The sequence below is a fragment of the Bradyrhizobium sp. B039 genome (assembly GCF_038965675.1).
Lineage (GTDB): Bacteria > Pseudomonadota > Alphaproteobacteria > Rhizobiales > Xanthobacteraceae > Bradyrhizobium > Bradyrhizobium diazoefficiens.
In genome coordinates, this window is sequence record NZ_CP152416.1 from 2,954,884 (window position 1) to 2,971,511 (window position 16,628).

Consider the following 16,628-nt stretch of genomic DNA (forward strand, 5'->3'; position numbering starts at 1 on the left):
ATTGGTTTCGCGCACGCGGTAGCCACCCACCCCCGTCGGGGCTCCGGCGCATGGAGGCGCAATACTTTGTGTCAAAAAATCGGCAGAAAGGAAAGGTCGGATAGACCTTTGGTTCCCCGCCGGGTATTATAGTATGGAAATTGCGATGAGCAAAATGGCGACATTTGTGCTCACCCCTTCGTCACTTTCCCGCCTCAACTCCCCGGCTATACCGACCGCCCCGCATGATTTTGCCACGGTCCGCGCCGTTTACCTCGAACCTTCTTGCGGCGAGAGCCACTTAAAACAGCAATAGGTTTCGCCCGGGAACTCCGATAAACAGCGGGCGTTTTCGGCAAGCTGTTAACACCAGAAAGAAAAGATGTGCTGCAAAGCGTAGTCGTTGCCATCGTCAGGGCCTGTACCCGGTTTGCCTCCCTCGTCGTCGTTCTCGGGCTCCTGCTTGCGGTGGGGGCCGGCTATTACACGTCCAAGCACTTCGCCATCAACACCGACATCAACTCGCTGATTGCCCAGAATCTGGACTGGCGCCAGCGCGACCAGCAATTCGACCGCGCCTTCGACCGCGACGCGACGATTACGGCAGTGGTCGAGGCAAAGACGCCGGAAATGGCGACCGCGGCATCGGACGCGCTGTTTGCCAAGCTGAAGGACGACAAGACCAACTTCCAGTCGATGCAGCAGCTCGGCACCGGCGAGTTCTTCGAGAAGAACGGCCTCTTGTTCCTGCCGACCGAGGAGGTCGCCAAGGTCACCGGCGAGTTCGAATCGGCGGCGCCCCTGATCGAGATCATGGCGGGCGACCCCTCGATCCGCGGCCTGACCGGCGCGCTGGAGACGGGACTTGCCGGCGTCAAGCGCGGCCAGGTCAAGCTCGACAATACCGCGCGGCCTTTCAACCTGATCGCGCAGACGGTCGAGACCGTGCTCAACAAGGGCAATGCGAGCTTCTCGTGGCGCGAACTCGTCAGCGACGAGCCGCTGTCGGATTCCGACAAGCGCGCCTTCATCGAGTTCAAGCCGATCCTCGACTACAACGCGCTGGAGCCCGGCAAGGGCGCTACCGACGCGATCCGCAAGGCTGCGGCGGATCTGGATTTCGCGACCAAATACCAGGCGCGGGTGCGACTGACCGGCCCGGTGCCGATCGCCAATGAGGAATATGCCACCGTCCAGGAAGGCGCCGTCGTCAACGGCGTCGGCACCGTCCTCGTCGTGCTGCTGATCCTGTGGCTGGCGCTGCACTCGGCGAAGATCATCTTCGCGGTGTTCGTCAATCTCTTCGTCGGCCTTGCCATCACGACCGCCGCCGGCCTGATGATGGTCGGATCGTTCAATTTGCTGTCGATCGCGTTCGCGGTGCTGTTCGTCGGCCTCGGCGTCGATTTCGGCATCCAGTACAGCGTCCGCTACCGCTCGGAGCGCTACAAGCACAACGACCTTTCGGGTGCGCTGGTGCTGGCAGCGAAGCGCTCTGCGGTGCCGCTGTCGCTTGCGGCGATGGCGACCGCGGCAGGCTTCCTTTGCTTCATGCCTACGGACTATCAAGGCATCGCGGAGCTCGGCCAGATCGCCGGCGTCGGCATGCTGGTGGCTTTCCTCTCTTCGATCACCGTTCTGCCGGCAATGCTGAAGCTGCTCAACCCACCCGGCGAGAAGGAGCCCGTGGGCTACGCCTTCCTGGCGCCGCTCGATCACTTCCTGGAGAAGCATCGTGTGCTGGTGGTGGGGGGCACGCTGCTGCTCGCGCTCGCCGGCCTGCCGCTGCTCTATTTCATGAAGTTCGACTTCAACCCGATGAACCTGCGCAACCCGAAGGCCGAATCGATCGCGACCTTCCTCGACCTGCGCAAGGATCCCAACACCGGTGCCAATGCCATCAACGTGATGACGACGTCCGAGGAGCAGGCACGGCAGGTCGAGGCGAAGCTGGAGAAGGTGCCGGAGGTGCTGCGCGTGATGTCGCTCGACAGCTTCGTGCCGCAAGACCAGCAGCCGAAGCTGAAGCTGATCGCACAGGGCGCCAAGGTGCTGAACCCCGCGCTCAATCCCGACCAGATCGATGCCGCGCCGTCGGACAAGGAGAACGTCGATGCGCTGAAATCCTCGGTCGACAATCTGCGCCGGACCGCCGGCGATGCGAAGGGGCCGGGCGCGGTCGCCTCGCGCCGCCTTGCGGACGCGCTCGAGAAGCTCGCCAATGCCGACGAGGCTATGCGCAACAAGGCGCAGGACGTGTTCGTCACGCCGATGAAGATCGTGTTCGACCAGCTCAGGAACGCGATGCAGGCTGAGCCGGTCACCCTGAAGTCATTGCCGCCCGATCTGGTCAGCGCCTGGAAGAGCAAGGACGGCATCATCCGCGTCGAGGCGCTGCCCAAGGGCGATCCCAACGACAACGACACGCTGCGCAGATTTGCGGCGGCGGTGCTCGTTGCCGAGCCGACCGCGATCGGCGGGCCGGTCTCGATCCTGAAATCCGGCGACACCGTGGTGAAGGCGTTCATCCACGCCGGCGTCTACGCGCTGCTGGTGATCGGCCTTCTGCTGTGGATCACGCTCCGCCGGTTCGTGGACGTGCTGATGACGCTGGTGCCGCTCCTGGTTGCCGGCGCGGTCACGCTCGAGATCTGCGTGCTGATCGGCCTGCCGCTCAACTTCGCCAACATCGTCGCGTTCCCGCTGCTGCTCGGCGTCGGCGTTGCCTTCAAGATCTACTATGTCGTGGCCTGGCGCTCGGGCAGAACAAACCTGCTTCAGACCAGCCTGACACGCGCGATCTTCTTCAGCGCGCTGACGACGGCGACGGCGTTCGGCAGCCTGTGGCTGTCGAGCCATCCCGGCACGTCCAGCATGGGCAAGCTGCTGGCGCTCTCACTGGTGACGACGCTCGCCGCCGTGCTGCTGTTCCAGCCGGCCCTAATGGGCAAGCCCCGCAATCTCAGGGAGTAGGCAGATATCGCCGACGGGGTCGGCGGCGCCCTTCTGACCGGGCTTGGCCGTCGTGGCGGTTTTCGGGGCCGGCGCGGGCGCAGGCGCTGTGGCGCCCGTCGTGCCTTGGGGCGCTGTGCCTTGGGGTGGTGCAGTGCCTTGGGCTTTCGGCGCCGCGCCGGTGGGCTTCGGCGCGCCCTTGGCCATGGCGTTGGCGGGGCTCAAGGGGATCGGCGGTCCGACCCGGGTCCAGGTTTCGCCGCCGCAGAGGAAGCCCATCACGCAGCCCTTGATCTCAAGCTGGTCGGTACCGGCCGGAGTGATGGTCGCGCTGTAGAGCTGGCCGTCTTTCGCGTTGTAGACCTGTCCTTCCCACTGATCGACGCCGGGCTTCTTCTTCATGTCGATCAGGGTCGCCATGCCCAGCGTCGGCCTGTTCTGTTTCGAGACATCCGGGTTGTTCTCGTCACGGCCGCCAGGCTGCTTTTCCCAGGAAACCGCGCCCCACATGCTGCCATTGCATTGGGCGACACGGATGTTGGCGACGCCGTCGGCGACCCGCCAGTCGCCGGTGGGGTCGGCGGCGAGAGCAGGAGTCAGGCAGGCGTAACCGCCAGCCAGTATAATTCCGGTGTAAAGGGCCAAACGCATGAGTGTTCCTTGGCAGTGCAACATGGTTTAAAGCTGTGCTTGCGAAGATGGTCCGAAAAAGGGCAAAAGGCCGCACAGACCGTTTTCTGTAACGGTCCGTTTCCAGTTGACGAGACGGCCCTCAACCGAAGTATGTAGCGGATGCACAGCCCAAATCCAGACATGTCTCAACTGTTCGCGGACCGTCAGGCCCAGCGCAGTGCCCTGCATAATCGGTATCTGAACGAGCAGTTCGTTCGGGTTCTCAAGACCATCGGCTACGACGTCGGCTTCCAAAAGGGGCAGGGGCAGTACCTCTACGACCGCGACGGGGCGCGCTATCTCGACCTGTTGTCCGGCTTTGGCGTGTTTGCGATCGGGCGCAATCATCCGGTCATGCGCGATGCGCTCAAGAGCGTGCTCGATGCCGACCTGCCCAACCTCGTCCAGTTCGACGTCTCGACGCTCGCCGGCGTGCTCGCCGAGCGCCTCCTGAAATACGTTCCCTATCTCGACAAGGCATTCTTCGCCAATTCCGGAGCGGAATGCGTCGAGGCCGCGATCAAGTTCGCACGTGGCGCCACCGGCCGTCCCGGCATCGTCTATTGCGCCCACGGCTATCACGGCCTGACCTATGGCGCGCTGTCGCTGACGGGTGACTCGAACTTCCGCACCGGTTTCGAGCCGCTGCTGCCCGGCTGCACCCCGGTCCCCTTCAACGATCTCGCCGCGCTCGAAAAGGCGCTGGCCTCGCGCGAGGTCGCGGCCTTCGTCGTCGAGCCGATCCAGGGCAAGGGCGTCAACATGCCCACCGACGAGTTCCTGCCCGGTGCGGCAGCACTCTGCAAGAAATACGGCACGCTGTTCGTCGCCGACGAGATTCAGACCGGCATGGGCCGCACCGGCCGCTTCCTCGCGGTCGAGCACTGGAACGTCGAGCCCGACATGGTGCTGCTGTCGAAGTCGCTGTCGGGCGGCCACGTGCCGGTCGGCGCGGTGCTGACGCGCAAGGGCATCTTCGACAAGATATTCAACCAGATGGATCGCGCGGTGGTGCACGGCTCCACCTTCTCCAAGAACGATCTGGCGATGGCCGCGGGCATCGCCACGCTCGATGTCATGGAGTCCGAGAAGCTGATCGAGTCCGCCGCCAAGCGCGGCGCCGAGCTGCGCCTTGCGCTGACGCGCATGGTGCCCGGCTACGAGCTGATGAAGGAAGTGCGCGGCAAGGGCCTGATGATCGGCGTTGAGTTCGGCCCGCCGAAGTCGCTGCGCCTGCGGGCGTCCTGGAACGTGCTGGAGGCGGCCAACAAGGGCCTGTTCTGCCAGCTCATCACCGTGCCGCTGTTCAAGGATCACAAGATCCTCACCCAGGTCGCCGGCCACGGCAGCCACACCATCAAGCTGCTGCCGCCGCTCACCATCACCGAGGAAGACTGCGGCTGGATCGAGCGCGCCTTCGACGACGTCATCGCCGGCAGCCACAAGGTGCCCGGTGCGATCTGGTCGCTCGGCAAGACGCTGGTGGACAACGCGGTGCGAAGGTCGGCCTAGGCACCGTCCGCGTTATCGATATAGTTTGCGGGAGCGCTTGGCCTCGCGCAATGCGGGCAAGGGTAGAGATCTCGTTCTATGCGATCGATGATTGCGCTTGTCTCGGTTCTCTTATTTCTGACGTTCGCGATATCCGTCTCTTTCGCTTGGCTCAGCTATGATAGTTACAAGCGATCGGTGCCTAAACCCCACATAGTCGGACCTCTCACCGCCATACGTGCGTCCATGCGTACAGTGCACCTTCCTTACGAGCCTGCTCTGTCCGAGGCCTGCTTGATGTACCTTAAGCGCTTCAGGATCGCGGCCATGGTTGCCGCCATGGCGTCGATCCTGATGGTGGCATTTGTCGTGGCAGTGCGAGCGCTTGATCTCCAGCGTCAGCTTGACTGAAGAAGCTACCCCTCCACATTCACCTTCATCGCCGCCCCGAACTTGTCGACGAACTCGGCGAGCTCGTCGGCGCCGAGATCGCTGACCGCCCAGAAATTCAGGCCGCGATCGCCCCAGCGGCGGCAGTTGAAGCCCTGCATGGTCTGGGTCTTCGGCGGCCGGTGTTCGGTGCTCGAGGTCTGCGACACGAACAGGTTGATCACGTGCTGCCGGCGCCGGTAGACGACGGCGCCGATGGCGCGGGCGTCGATATAGTCGAGCCGGCCGCCGACCAGCGTAAAACCCTGCGCGGTGAGGTCGATCACGGGCGGGGCGACGTCGAGCTTGCCGTTGAACCAGGGTTTGACGGTGTGCTGGTCGGTCGAGATCACGTCGGTGAGATGGCCGGCCTGAAGCGAGCGTAGATGGGCGGAGACGACCTCCGACAGGATGCGCTGCTGGTCGTCCTGGCGCAGCACCACGGCGACGACGCCGGAGGCGGCGAGCGCGGAGACCGCCGAGCCCATCGCAAAGCCGCGCAGCACGGAGCGGCGGGTCGGTTGCAGGCGCTGCGGCTGAGGCATCGAGGCCTCGATGCGGGCGCGCAGGCTCGCCGGTGCGGTGTAGCGCAGATTGGTGTCGGCCAGCACGCGCTGCATGTCGCGTTGTGCCGCAAGCTCCGCGGCGCAGGCCGGGCAGCCGGCGATATGGGCTTCGACTTCGCGCGCGTGGCCGGCATCGAGCTCGTTGTCGATCAGCGCGTGAAGCAGGATTCTTGCCTCGTCGCAGGTCATCTTGGATGCTCCTCTTCCGCCGTCCAGGCCGCGCGCAGCATGGCGCGGGCGCGGGCGAGGCGGGACATCACGGTGCCGACGGGGGCGCCGACGGCCTCGGCGATTTCACGATAGGACAGGTTGTTGATCTCGCGCAGCACGAAGGTTTCCTTGAACGGCTCGGCGAGCGTGTCGATCAGCTTGCGGATGGCGCCGGCATCGCGGCTGCGCAGCACTTCGGTTTCCGGGCTTGCCCCGGTCTCCTGCCAGATCGGCGTCTGCTCGGCGGCGCCGGGCGTATCCTCGATCGCGCTGGGCCTGTGCGCGCGACGCGCATATTCTGCGTTGCAGACGTTGCGCAGGATCGCGAACAGCCAGGGCTTCATCGCCGGCCCGCGATAGCTGTCGAAGTGCTTCAGCGCGCGCAGATAGCACTCCTGCACCGCGTCCTCGGCATCGGAGGCGTCGCGCAGCAGATAGCGCGCGAGCGTGTAGACGTCGTCGAGATAGGGCAGCGCCGCTTCGCGGAAGCGCTGCGCCTTCTGCAGATCGTCGGTGGCGGGCATCGCTCCTCGCTTTGCCTCTTGTTCTGCCTGTGGCTTCGTTCCGTCCCTGTGTGTGACGGAACGCACACGAGCCCGGCCGGCGTGGGACCACCGGCCGGGCAAGACGTTGATGCCTTGGTTGGAGACGTTACTCAACCTTGATCATCCCCGTCATGTGCGGGTGCAACGAACAAAAATATTTGTAGTCGCCCGCATTGGTGAAGGTGAACGAGAACTTGTCGTCGGTGTCCAGGGTCTTGGACCTGAACTTGCCGGCCGAGACGATCGTGTGCGGGATGTCGTCCCGGTTGGTCCAGGTCACGGTGGCGCCGACCTTGATCTTGAGCTCGGCCGGCTGGAAAACGAAATTGTCGATGTGCACGTCCATGTCGTCGGCCCGGGCGGTTGTTGCGGGCAGCAGGACGGCCGCGGCCAGAGCGAGACCGAGGTCGACGCCGAAGTCGCGGCGATTGAGTGTCTTCATTGTCAGCTTCCATTCAACCTTGGATTCAGCCCTGGAGCGGTGTGTCGATGATCGCGAGCCGCTGCTCGTTCTGCTTGAAGTTGATGCTGGCGACGCCGAGCATCGAGCGCAGCCTTGCGTCCTCGACCTTCATCGGTCCGGGCGAAGGAGCTGCCCCCGGCGCCGGCTGCGGGAAGGCGGTCGAGCGCGCGGTGTGGAAGGTGACGTTGCCTTCGACCTTCTGCATCACCTGGTGGATGTGGCCGTTCAGCACGGTGACCGAGCCGAAGCCCTTGACGTATTCGAGCGCGCGGCCGCCATCCTCGGTGCCCCAGCCCCATTCCGGATAGACGGTCCAGAGCGGGATGTGGGCGAACAGCACGACCGGCGTCGATTTCGACTTGCCGCGCAGGTCGTCCTCCAGCCAGGCAAGCTGCTCGGCGCCGAGATTGCCGAGGCCGCCGGCCTTGAGGTCGACGACGTTGACGAGGCCGACGAAGTGCACGCCGCCGGCATCGAAGGAGTACCAGCCGTGCCCCTTGGTGCCGCGGCCGTAGCGCTCGCGATAGAGCTTCACCTCCTCGTCGATGAAGTCATGCTCGCCGGGGACGTAGTGCACGTCGAGCTTGGTCTGCGAGATGATGCGCTCGGCATTGTCGAACTCGGCGGCTTTCGACAGATGGGTGATGTCGCCGGTGTGGATCATGAACGACGGCTTGGCAGGCATCGCGTTGATCTTGTTGATGGCTTCCTCCAGCGTGCCGAGCGCGTTGGGATTGGCCGGCTTGTCGAAGCCGACATGGCTGTCGCTGATCTGGAGGAAGGTCATGCCGGGCGCGGCCGCGGTGGCGGCTTGCGCGGAATCGATGATGCCGAGCGAGCGCGGCACGCCGCCCGTGATGGTCCAGAGCACCCCGGTGCCGGCCCAGGTCATGCATTCCAGCACCTTGCGGCGGTTGACGCCGTCATCCCCGTGATCGTGTCCGCTCATCGCAACGTCTCCACTTCGCCCGGAATTGGGCTTCGGGGAGGTGATTGGGGGAGGGCGGGGTTTATTCCCGGATGCGATGACGATTTCGTGAAGTCGGAAGGTGCCGCGACTTGGAAAGCATGGCAATCTTGACCTCGGAGGTCATTTTCTATGGCTGGGCCCAAAGCTAGGCTGGCCCCATGACAGCGCACCAGCTTCCTTTCGGGATCCTCTTGAGGCGTTGGCGCGAGCGGCGACGCCTCACGCAGACCGATCTGGCTCTCGGGGCCAATAGCTCAACCCGGCATTTGTCATGCCTCGAAACCGGGAAAGCGCAACCAAGCCGGGCCATCATCAACCGTCTGACAGACCTTCTCGATGTTCCGCTTCGGGATCGCAACAGATTGCTGCTCGCGGCGGGGTTTGCGCCAGCGTACGAGGAGACGTCGATCGACGGCCTCGAAGCAGCGAGGGCGGCGATGGATCGCATTCTCCAGGCACACAAGCCCTATCCCGCCTTCGCAGTGGATCGGCGTTGGAACGTGGTGCTTTCAAATGGCGCTCTTCCCCAGCTCTATGAAGGATGTTCGGAAGCACTCCTAGAGCCACCCATCAACGCGATGCGTCTCATGCTGCATCCGGCAGGCATGGGACCGCGAATCCTGAACCTCGCGGCATGGCGCGCCTATTGCTTGAGCGTGCTGCGTCAGCAGATCGAGGCCGGCGCCGATCCCTGGCTGCAAAATCTGCTCGCAGAGGTCGCAGCGTATCCCGCCCCGTCAGACTCGACCACCAGCATGGGCTTCGAGCAGTCCGAGCGGCTAGCCACCCCGCTGCGTATCACGACGCGCCTCGGCACCATGTCCTTTTTGAATACCGTGACCGTCTTCGGCACCGCCACTGACATCACCTTGGCCGAACTCGCCCTCGAAATGCTGTTTCCGGCAGACAACCGTACGATCGAGCTTGCAAACCTGATGCAGTCGGAGCTTGTCGATCAGACATCGCCGGTCGCTGTCGAGAGGGGACGGGCAGGCGCCAGAGAGCACGTGCTCATGCGCAGATAGCGCCGCCCGATTCTCCACGAGGTCATCTGGTCTTCGGGGAGCGCTTCGGATCCGCCCTAATTGGTTCCCACACGCCGATTTTGCGCTCACTCGCCAGTATTCTCGGGAGAGCATCATGCCACGCGTGCCGGTAGGGACGGTTCAGTTGCACGTTGACGACATCATCGTGGTTGTCCCACGTCTCGTAGAGCATGAAGTGGTTTTCGGACGTCGGATCCTGGTGCAGGACAGCCTCACAATATGTCGTCTCGACCTTCATCGCGTCCAGGACTTCACAGAGGCGCTCCAGAAATTCCTCCCGCTTGCCGGGGACAACTTGAAACTCGATGGCATATGAAACGGGCATGAATCACTCCGCCTTCGTGTCGTCGGACATTGCGATGCGGGCCTGTCAGGCCGGATAGAACTGGTAGTCCTGGACTATCTTTCCAGCATCCGAGACGACAACGAATTCCAGGCCTTTGCCCAGCACGGTATCCGCGTTGGCCGGCAACATCTCCCAATAGAATGCCACCACGTTGCCTTCCCGGCGAGCGCCGGGCACTGCGCGAAAGCGATTTCCCGCATCGCGCACGAATTCGTTTGTGCGATTCAATGATGCGTAGCTCGAGCGCATCATGCCCAACGACCTTGCGCGACTCGACATAGTGCTCACCTTGCGGAATCCATAATTCCGCGACTTGTCGCTTCCGCTTTTCAGAGTCCCGCTCGTTCCACACAGCCACATATCGATCGGCAAGCTCGTTCAAATTCATTTTTTGCTTCCTCGTCTTGCGTCACCCGCTGAGAGCGCAGACGCCTGTCCGCGCTGCGCCTGGCCCTCATACCTGCAGGCCGACGGGCGGTCGATGACGTGGGAAGTCAAAAACGAAATCATTCGACCTAAGGACTGGAAGTTTGACTTACTTCGCATCCTCCAAGATCATCGTCGCACCTTTCTCGGCGATCATTGCGGTCGGCGTGTTGGTATTGCCCGACGTGATCGTCGGCATGATCGAGGCATCGACGATGCGAAGGCCGCTGAGGCCGTAGAAGCGGAGACGTTCGTCGACCACCGCCATCGGATCGTTCGCCGCGCCCATCTTCGCCGTGCCGACGGGATGGAAGATGGTGGTGCCGATATCGCCCGCGGCTTTGGCGAGCGAGGCATCGTCGTCGCCGACGGAAGGGCCGGGCAGATATTCGCTCGGGTGATATTTTGCCAGCGCCTTCTGCTGCATCAGGCGGCGGGTGGTGCGGATGGCGTCGGCGCCGACCTGGCGGTCGTCGTCGGTCGACAGGTAGTTCGGCGCGATGATCGGCTTCTCGTCCGGGCTCGCCGAGCGCAGCCGCACGGTGCCGCGCGAGGTTGGCTGCAAGTTGCAGGCGCTCACGGTGATGGCGGGGAAGCGGTGCAGGGGATCGCCGAACTTGTCGAGCGACAGCGGCTGTACGTGGAACTGGATGTTGGCGCGTGCGCGCGTCGCATCGGAACGCGTGAAGATGCCGAGTTGCGACGGCGCCATCGTCAGCGGTCCGCGGCGGCGGAAGGCGTAGTCGAGCCCCATCAGGCCGCGGCGGAACAGGTTGTAATAGGTCTCGTTCAGCGTGCGCACACCCTCGACCTTGTAGATCGCGCGCTGCTGGAGATGGTCCTGCAGATTGCGGCCGACACCGGGCTTGTCCATCATCACGTCGATGCCGAGCGGCGACAGCCAGTCGGCAGGCCCGATGCCGGAGCGATGCAGCACCTGCACCGAGCCGATCGCGCCGGCCGACAGGATCACCTCGCGCTTCGCGCGCGCTTCGATGATCTCGCCGTTCTGGACGAAACGCACGCCGACGGCGCGGCCCTGCTCGATGATGAGACGGTCGACCAGCACGTGCTTCTCGAGCCGCAGGTTGGGCCGGTTCAGCGCGGGCTTGAGGAAGCCGCGCGCCGAGGACCAGCGCCGGCCGCGCTTCTGGTTGACGTGGAAATAACTGGTGCCTTCGTTGTCGCCGGTGTTGAAATCCGGGATGCGCTTGATGCCCATTTCTTCTGCGGCATCGCCGACGGCATCGAGAACCTCCCACGACAGCCGCGGCGCCTCGATGCGCCAGCCCCCGCCGACGCCGTGATGCTCGCTCGCGCCCAGGAAGTGATCCTCGATCCGCTTGAACAGCGGCAGCACGTCGTCATAGCCCCAGCCGGTCATGCCGAGCTGGCGCCAATGGTCGTAATCGGCGGCCTGTCCGCGCATCGAGATCATGGCGTTGATCGCCGAGCAGCCGCCGATCACCTTGCCGCGGGGATAGGCCAGCGCGCGGCCGTTCAGGCCCGGCTCGGCCTCGGTCTTGAACATCCAGTCCGAGCGCGGATTGCCGATCGCGAAGAGGTAGCCGACCGGAATGTGGAACCAGATCCAGTTGTCGTCGCCGCCGGCTTCGAGAATGAGGACGCGATTTTTCGGATCGGCCGACAGGCGGTTGGCGAGAATGCATCCTGCCGTGCCTGCCCCGACGACAATGTAGTCAAACTCACCTTCGAGCCGCCTTGGCATTCTGCTTCCACCCGGATGGTCACTTGATGTTCCGTCCTAATAGGCAGACGCAGCGGTTCGGGACAAGTCCGGCCATGACGAGAGGGCAGGGCTCCCCCCGATCCGCGGCGGTTAGGTGGACTGCGGCTTGCATGGTAGACAGTCCTGTATTCCCAACAAAGCTTGAGACCATCCATGCCCATCGTGAACCGCGTCGCCGACCTTCAACCCGATATTCAGGCCTGGCGCCGGGACATCCACCAGCATCCCGAATTGCTGTATGACGTTCACCGCACCGCAGCATTCGTCGCGGACCGCCTGCGTGAATTCGGCTGCGATGAGGTCGTGACCGGCCTCGGCCAGACCGGCGTGGTCGGCGTGATCAAGGGCAACAAGCCAGCCGGCGAAGGGCTGAAGACCATCGGCCTGCGCGCCGACATGGACGCGCTGCCGGTCGAGGAGCAGACCAACCTGCCTTACGCCTCGAAGAATCCGGGCAAGATGCACGCCTGCGGCCATGACGGCCACACCGCGATGCTGCTTGGGGCGGCCCGCTACCTCGCCGAGACCCGGAATTTTGCCGGCGATGCTGTCGTGATCTTCCAGCCGGCCGAGGAGGGCGGTGCCGGCGGCGCGGCCATGGTCAAGGACGGGCTGATGGAGCGCTTCGGCATCGAGCAGGTCTACGGCATGCATAACGGCCCGGGCATCCCGATCGGCTCGTTCGCGATCCGGCCGGGCCCGATCATGGCGGCGACCGACGAGGTCGATATCATGATCGAGGGCCTCGGCGGCCATGCCGCGCGACCGCACAAATGCATCGATTCCGTGCTGGTCGGCGCGCAGGTGATCACCGCGTTGCAGTCGATCGTGGCGCGCAGCGTCGATCCGCTGGAATCGGCCGTGATCTCGATCTGCGAATTCCACGCCGGCAACGCCCGCAACGTCATTCCGCAGACCGCGACGCTGAGGGGCACCATCCGCACGCTGTCGCCGGACGTGCGCAAGCTGGTCGAGAAGCGCGTGCACGAAGTGGTGGCGGGCGTGGCGCAGATCACCGGCGCGAAGATCGACCTGCACTACAAGCGCAACTATCCCGTCGTGAACAACCACGCCGCGGAGACCGAGGTGGCGCGGCGTATCGCAAGGCAGGTCGCGGGCGAAGCCAATGTGCACGAGATGCCGCCGCTGATGGGCGGTGAGGATTTTGCCTATATGCTGGAAGCGCGCCCCGGCGCCTTCATCTTCTGCGGCAACGGCGACAGCGCCGGCCTGCATCACCCCGCCTATAATTTCAACGACGAGGCGATCGTGTTCGGCACGTCCTACTGGGTCAAGCTGGTCGAGGAGTCGCTCGCAGCGTCGTAGGCGCGGCGTCCTTCACCTCGCCCCGCTTGCGGGGCGAGGTCGGATTTTTCGCGAAGCGTAAAATCCGGGTGAGGGGGACTCTCCGCGAGTCCGTCTCTCACCGTGATCGCGGAGGCAGCCCCTCACCCCAACCCTCTCCCCGTAAGAACGGGGAGAGGGAGAGGAGAGGTCTTCAGAAGATTCGCGAGAAGATCACGTAGAGCGTGGCCGACAGCATGATCGCGCAGGGCAGCGTCAGCACCCAGGCCATCAGCAGGTTGCGGATGGTCGCCATCTGCAGGCCCGAGCCGTTCGCGGCCATGGTGCCGGCGACGCCGGACGACAGCACGTGGGTGGTCGAGACCGGCAGGCCGAACACGTCGGCGGCACCGATCGTGGCGGCGGCGACGAGCTCGGCGGAGGCGCCCTGTGCGTAGGTGAGATGGGTCTTGCCGATCTTCTCACCGACCGTGACGACGATGCGCTTCCAGCCGATCATGGTGCCGAGGCCGAGCGCGATGGCGACCGCGATCTTCACCCAGTTCGGGATGAACTTCGTGGCGGCGTCGAGCGAGCCCTTGTAGGCGTTCAGGGTCGCGACCTCGTCCTTGTTGAGATCGTTCTCCTTGTCCTTCATCAGGAAGCGGATCGCTTCCGAGGTCAGGTACATGTCGTTGCGGGTGTTGCCGACGGCTTCCGCCGGCACCTTGTTCAGCGTGCCGTATTTGGCGACCTGGTCGCCGACATCCTTCACCAGCACGGCGAGCGAGGGATAGGTGCCCTCGTTGATCTGATGCAGCGCGATGTACTGCGTCACCGCCGGACGGGGATCGCCGATGATGCTGTGCCCGGCGCCCTTGGCCGAGATCACCCTGGCGGCGGCATCCGAGGTCTTCTGGAACTGGGCGACCTGGGATTCCGGCAGAGCGCGGTTGAGCGCGTAAGCGGTTGGAACGGTGCCGATCAGGATCAGCATGATCAGGCCCATGCCCTTCTGGCCGTCGTTCGAGCCGTGCGCGAAGCTGACGCCGGTGCAGGTCAGGATCAGGAGGCCGCGGATCCAGAGCGGCGGAGCCTTGTTGCCTTCGGGCGCGGCGTACAGAGCCGGGTTGCGCACGATGAACTTGAGCACCAGCAGCAGCACGGCGGCGCAGGCGAAGCCGACCAGCGGCGACAGCAGCAGCGCGTAGCCGATCTCGGTAGCCTTGCTCCAGTCCACGCCCGAGGTGCCGTCGCGGCCGCGCATCACGGCGTTGGCGATGCCGACGCCGATGATGGAGCCGATCAGCGTGTGCGAGGACGAGGCGGGCAGGCCGAAATACCAGGTGCCGAGATTCCACAGGATCGCGGCGATCAGCAGCGCGAACACCATTGCGAAGCCGGCGCTGGAGCCGACCTGGAGGATCAGCTCGACCGGCAGCAGCGAGACGATGCCGAAGGCGACCGCGCCGGAGGACAGCAGCACGCCGAGGAAGTTGAAGAAGCCCGACCACATCACGGCGACTTCAGCCGGGAGCGAATGGGTGTAGATCACGGTCGCCACCGCATTGGCGGTGTCGTGGAAGCCGTTGACGAACTCGAAGCCGAGCGCGATCAGCAGCGCGACGAACAGCAGGATGTAGGGCAGGAAGGTCGTGACCCGCGTGCCGGTCGCGTTGACGTCGGCATAGATGCTGTAGGCGACGAACAGCAGGCCCGCGGCGAGGATGCCGAAGAACAGGATCATCGTCAGCGGATTGAAGCCCTTGTCGAGATTTGGCCGCGAGGCCGGCTGGATCGGCGCGGGATCGGCTACCGCGCGGTCGAATGCTACATCGGTCATGTCTGGACGCCCCTTAACTTTCAGGTAAGGGTATTGTCCGCGATGGATTTGAAGGCTGGATGACAAGCGGTGGTTGAAAGGCGTTTTCCCGCCCGTATTTAGGCGGCGCGCGCGGATTTCCTCTGCAGGCTGGCGGCGATCTTCAGGTCTTCGACAAAGCGCTGATATTCCAGCACTTTGGCTTCCGGGTCGGGCAGTCGCAGCAGATAGGACGGGTGCACCGTCACCAGCGCCTTGCGGCCGTCGGGAAGGTCGATGAGCCGGCCGCGGGTCTTGCCGATTGGGGTGATCTTGCCGAATACGCTTTGCGCGGCGGTGGCGCCCATCGCGACGATGAGCTCGGGCTGGATTGCCGCAACTTCCCGCTCAAACCATGGCCGGCACGCTTTGATTTCCGGTGTTGCCGGCTTCTGGTGCAGGCGGATCTTTCCGCGCGGCACGAATTTGAAGTGCTTCACCGCATTGGTGACATAGACCTTCTTGCGGTCGACGCCGGCTTCCTCCAGCGCGCGGTCGAGCATCTGCCCGGCCGGTCCGACGAAGGGATGGCCGGCGAGGTCTTCCTTGTCGCCGGGCTGCTCGCCGACCAGCATGATGGTGGCGTCTTTCGGGCCTTCGCCGAACACGGTTTGCGTCGCGTCCTTGTAGAGCGGGCAGGCACGGCAATGCGCGGCCTCCTCGCGGAGCGCTTCGAGATCGTTGGCGGCGGCTTTGTGTCCCATGATGGCTTCCGGACGTGGGGAGATCCGTCCGCCGGTCCAGCGTTCGGCATCGGCGAGCAGGGGTCCAAGTATCGATCCAAGTACCGATGCGTCCTGGAGGTTCCTCCGGCGCTTCACCGGCGCGTCGGTCGTCATCAGCCGGCCGGGCTGGAAATGGCGCCGCCAGGTTTCCTCCAGGCGGCCTGGTGCCGGCCACTCCGTCCGGCTGATTCCGGGCGTGAAGGAGATCGCGTGACCATTCCAATGGGCACAAACGTCAGGCGTGAGGATCGACCAGGGCATGTCGGCAAAACGACGCGCAAAGAACGGCGCGGCGAATGCGACGATGTAATGCTCCGGCTCGAACCAGGCGGCGTAATGCGCCTTCTGCTCGCGCCCGATCTCGCGGAAGCGGACGAGATCGCGCATCCGCTGTGCATCGCGTTGCACGCTGCCAGCCATCGCGGTTGCCTGCGCCACGTCGGGATCGCTCATCGTTACGAGCAGGTCGTGATCGGCCTTCAACCGCCAGAGCAGGCGATAGAGCAGCGCAAAACGCTCGCCCTCGCGATGCAGGATCGCGATGCGGGCAAGCTCGATGAAATTGGCCGGCACGGTGAACGTGCTCTCGGTCTCGATCGGCGGAAGGCTCGGCGCTTCGGACAGGCCGGGCGGCATCTGGTCTTTCGTCTGGCCTTGCACGTGCCACACCACGTCCGCTGGGGCGACGTGGTGCAGCGCGAATGCGCGTGCGGCTTTACGCCAGCCGTCGAAATCGGTCTCGCTGTCCAGGGTGACGAGGTACATGGCACTCGAATCCTCTTGATTCCGCTCATGAATCCATGGGCGCGCCAATTCGATTGACTCCAGGCGCGCCGTTAGCTTTATATTAGAACATATCATGAACAAATGAGCCAGCCGCTGGTTCTCTTTTTGAGAGCCACCGGCAATCACC

Annotated in this window: 14 protein-coding genes; 4 read left to right on the forward strand and 10 right to left on the reverse strand. The window is 64.1% G+C overall.

Annotation, left to right across the window (positions count from 1 at the left end; genetic code table 11):
* Positions 1-363: 363 nt before the first annotated feature.
* The gene (locus AAFG50_RS13845; protein WP_011085792.1) at positions 364-2,952 is read left to right on the forward strand and encodes an MMPL family transporter; all 2,589 of its coding nucleotides are present in this window, start codon (positions 364-366) and stop codon (positions 2,950-2,952) included.
* On the opposite strand, the gene AAFG50_RS13850 is transcribed toward AAFG50_RS13845, so the two are convergent.
* Entirely contained in the window at positions 2,920-3,582 is a 663-nt protein-coding gene (locus AAFG50_RS13850) for a DUF2147 domain-containing protein (protein ID WP_028172324.1), read from the reverse strand. The two genes, AAFG50_RS13845 and AAFG50_RS13850, sit on opposite strands and share 33 nt — an antisense overlap.
* Before the next feature lie 141 nt (positions 3,583-3,723).
* On the opposite strand from AAFG50_RS13850, the gene hpnO reads away from it, so the two are divergent.
* Positions 3,724-5,115, forward strand: a complete 1,392-nt coding sequence (gene hpnO / locus AAFG50_RS13855; protein ID WP_011085794.1) for an aminobacteriohopanetriol synthase HpnO — start codon at positions 3,724-3,726, stop codon at positions 5,113-5,115.
* A 395-nt stretch (positions 5,116-5,510) separates the two neighbouring features.
* On the opposite strand, the gene AAFG50_RS13860 is transcribed toward hpnO, so the two are convergent.
* The 4 genes from AAFG50_RS13860 to AAFG50_RS13875 all read right to left on the reverse strand — a co-directional run bounded on the left by AAFG50_RS13860 (position 5,511) and on the right by AAFG50_RS13875 (position 8,256).
* The gene (locus AAFG50_RS13860) at positions 5,511-6,278 is read right to left on the reverse strand and encodes an anti-sigma factor (RefSeq protein ID WP_028172322.1); all 768 of its coding nucleotides are present in this window, start codon (positions 6,276-6,278) and stop codon (positions 5,511-5,513) included.
* Complete coding sequence (locus AAFG50_RS13865) at positions 6,275-6,823, reverse strand: sigma-70 family RNA polymerase sigma factor (RefSeq protein WP_028172321.1); 549 nt, start codon at positions 6,821-6,823, stop codon at positions 6,275-6,277. Before AAFG50_RS13865 ends, AAFG50_RS13860 begins: the two co-directional genes overlap by 4 nt.
* Positions 6,824-6,950: 127 nt before the next feature.
* A complete protein-coding gene (locus AAFG50_RS13870; protein WP_011085799.1) occupies positions 6,951-7,286 on the reverse strand; it encodes a cupredoxin family copper-binding protein in 336 nt (111 codons plus the stop codon).
* A gap of 25 nt (positions 7,287-7,311) precedes the next feature.
* Entirely contained in the window at positions 7,312-8,256 is a 945-nt protein-coding gene (locus AAFG50_RS13875) for a metallophosphoesterase (protein WP_011085800.1), read from the reverse strand.
* 179 nt (positions 8,257-8,435) lie between these two features.
* Between AAFG50_RS13875 and AAFG50_RS13880 the strand changes: the two genes are divergently transcribed.
* Positions 8,436-9,302, forward strand: a complete 867-nt coding sequence (locus AAFG50_RS13880; protein WP_342714185.1) for a helix-turn-helix domain-containing protein — start codon at positions 8,436-8,438, stop codon at positions 9,300-9,302.
* A 22-nt stretch (positions 9,303-9,324) separates the two neighbouring features.
* On the opposite strand, the gene AAFG50_RS13885 is transcribed toward AAFG50_RS13880, so the two are convergent.
* The 3 genes from AAFG50_RS13885 to AAFG50_RS13895 form a co-directional block, all read right to left on the reverse strand.
* On the reverse strand, positions 9,325-9,648 hold the full coding sequence (locus AAFG50_RS13885) for a putative quinol monooxygenase (RefSeq protein ID WP_011085802.1): 324 nt from the start codon (positions 9,646-9,648) through the stop codon (positions 9,325-9,327).
* A 45-nt stretch (positions 9,649-9,693) separates the two neighbouring features.
* Entirely contained in the window at positions 9,694-9,921 is a 228-nt protein-coding gene (locus tag AAFG50_RS13890) for a hypothetical protein (RefSeq protein ID WP_049832424.1), read from the reverse strand.
* Positions 9,922-10,204: 283 nt separating this feature from the next.
* Positions 10,205-11,824 carry a GMC family oxidoreductase N-terminal domain-containing protein gene (locus tag AAFG50_RS13895; RefSeq protein ID WP_028172319.1) on the reverse strand — a complete coding sequence of 540 codons (1,620 nt, stop codon included), beginning with the start codon at positions 11,822-11,824 and terminating at the stop codon, positions 10,205-10,207.
* 174 nt (positions 11,825-11,998) lie between these two features.
* Here AAFG50_RS13895 and AAFG50_RS13900 point away from each other — a divergent pair, with 174 nt between their 5' ends.
* Positions 11,999-13,171: a M20 aminoacylase family protein gene (locus tag AAFG50_RS13900; protein WP_011085805.1), complete on the forward strand. Its 1,173-nt coding sequence runs from the start codon at positions 11,999-12,001 to the stop codon at positions 13,169-13,171.
* Positions 13,172-13,343: 172 nt separating this feature from the next.
* On the opposite strand, the gene AAFG50_RS13905 is transcribed toward AAFG50_RS13900, so the two are convergent.
* Both AAFG50_RS13905 and AAFG50_RS13910 read right to left on the reverse strand, forming a co-directional pair.
* A complete protein-coding gene (locus tag AAFG50_RS13905; protein ID WP_028172318.1) occupies positions 13,344-14,972 on the reverse strand; it encodes an inorganic phosphate transporter in 1,629 nt (542 codons plus the stop codon).
* Positions 14,973-15,070: 98 nt separating this feature from the next.
* A complete protein-coding gene (locus tag AAFG50_RS13910) occupies positions 15,071-16,480 on the reverse strand; it encodes a UdgX family uracil-DNA binding protein (protein WP_028172317.1) in 1,410 nt (469 codons plus the stop codon).
* Positions 16,481-16,628 lie beyond the last annotated feature (148 nt).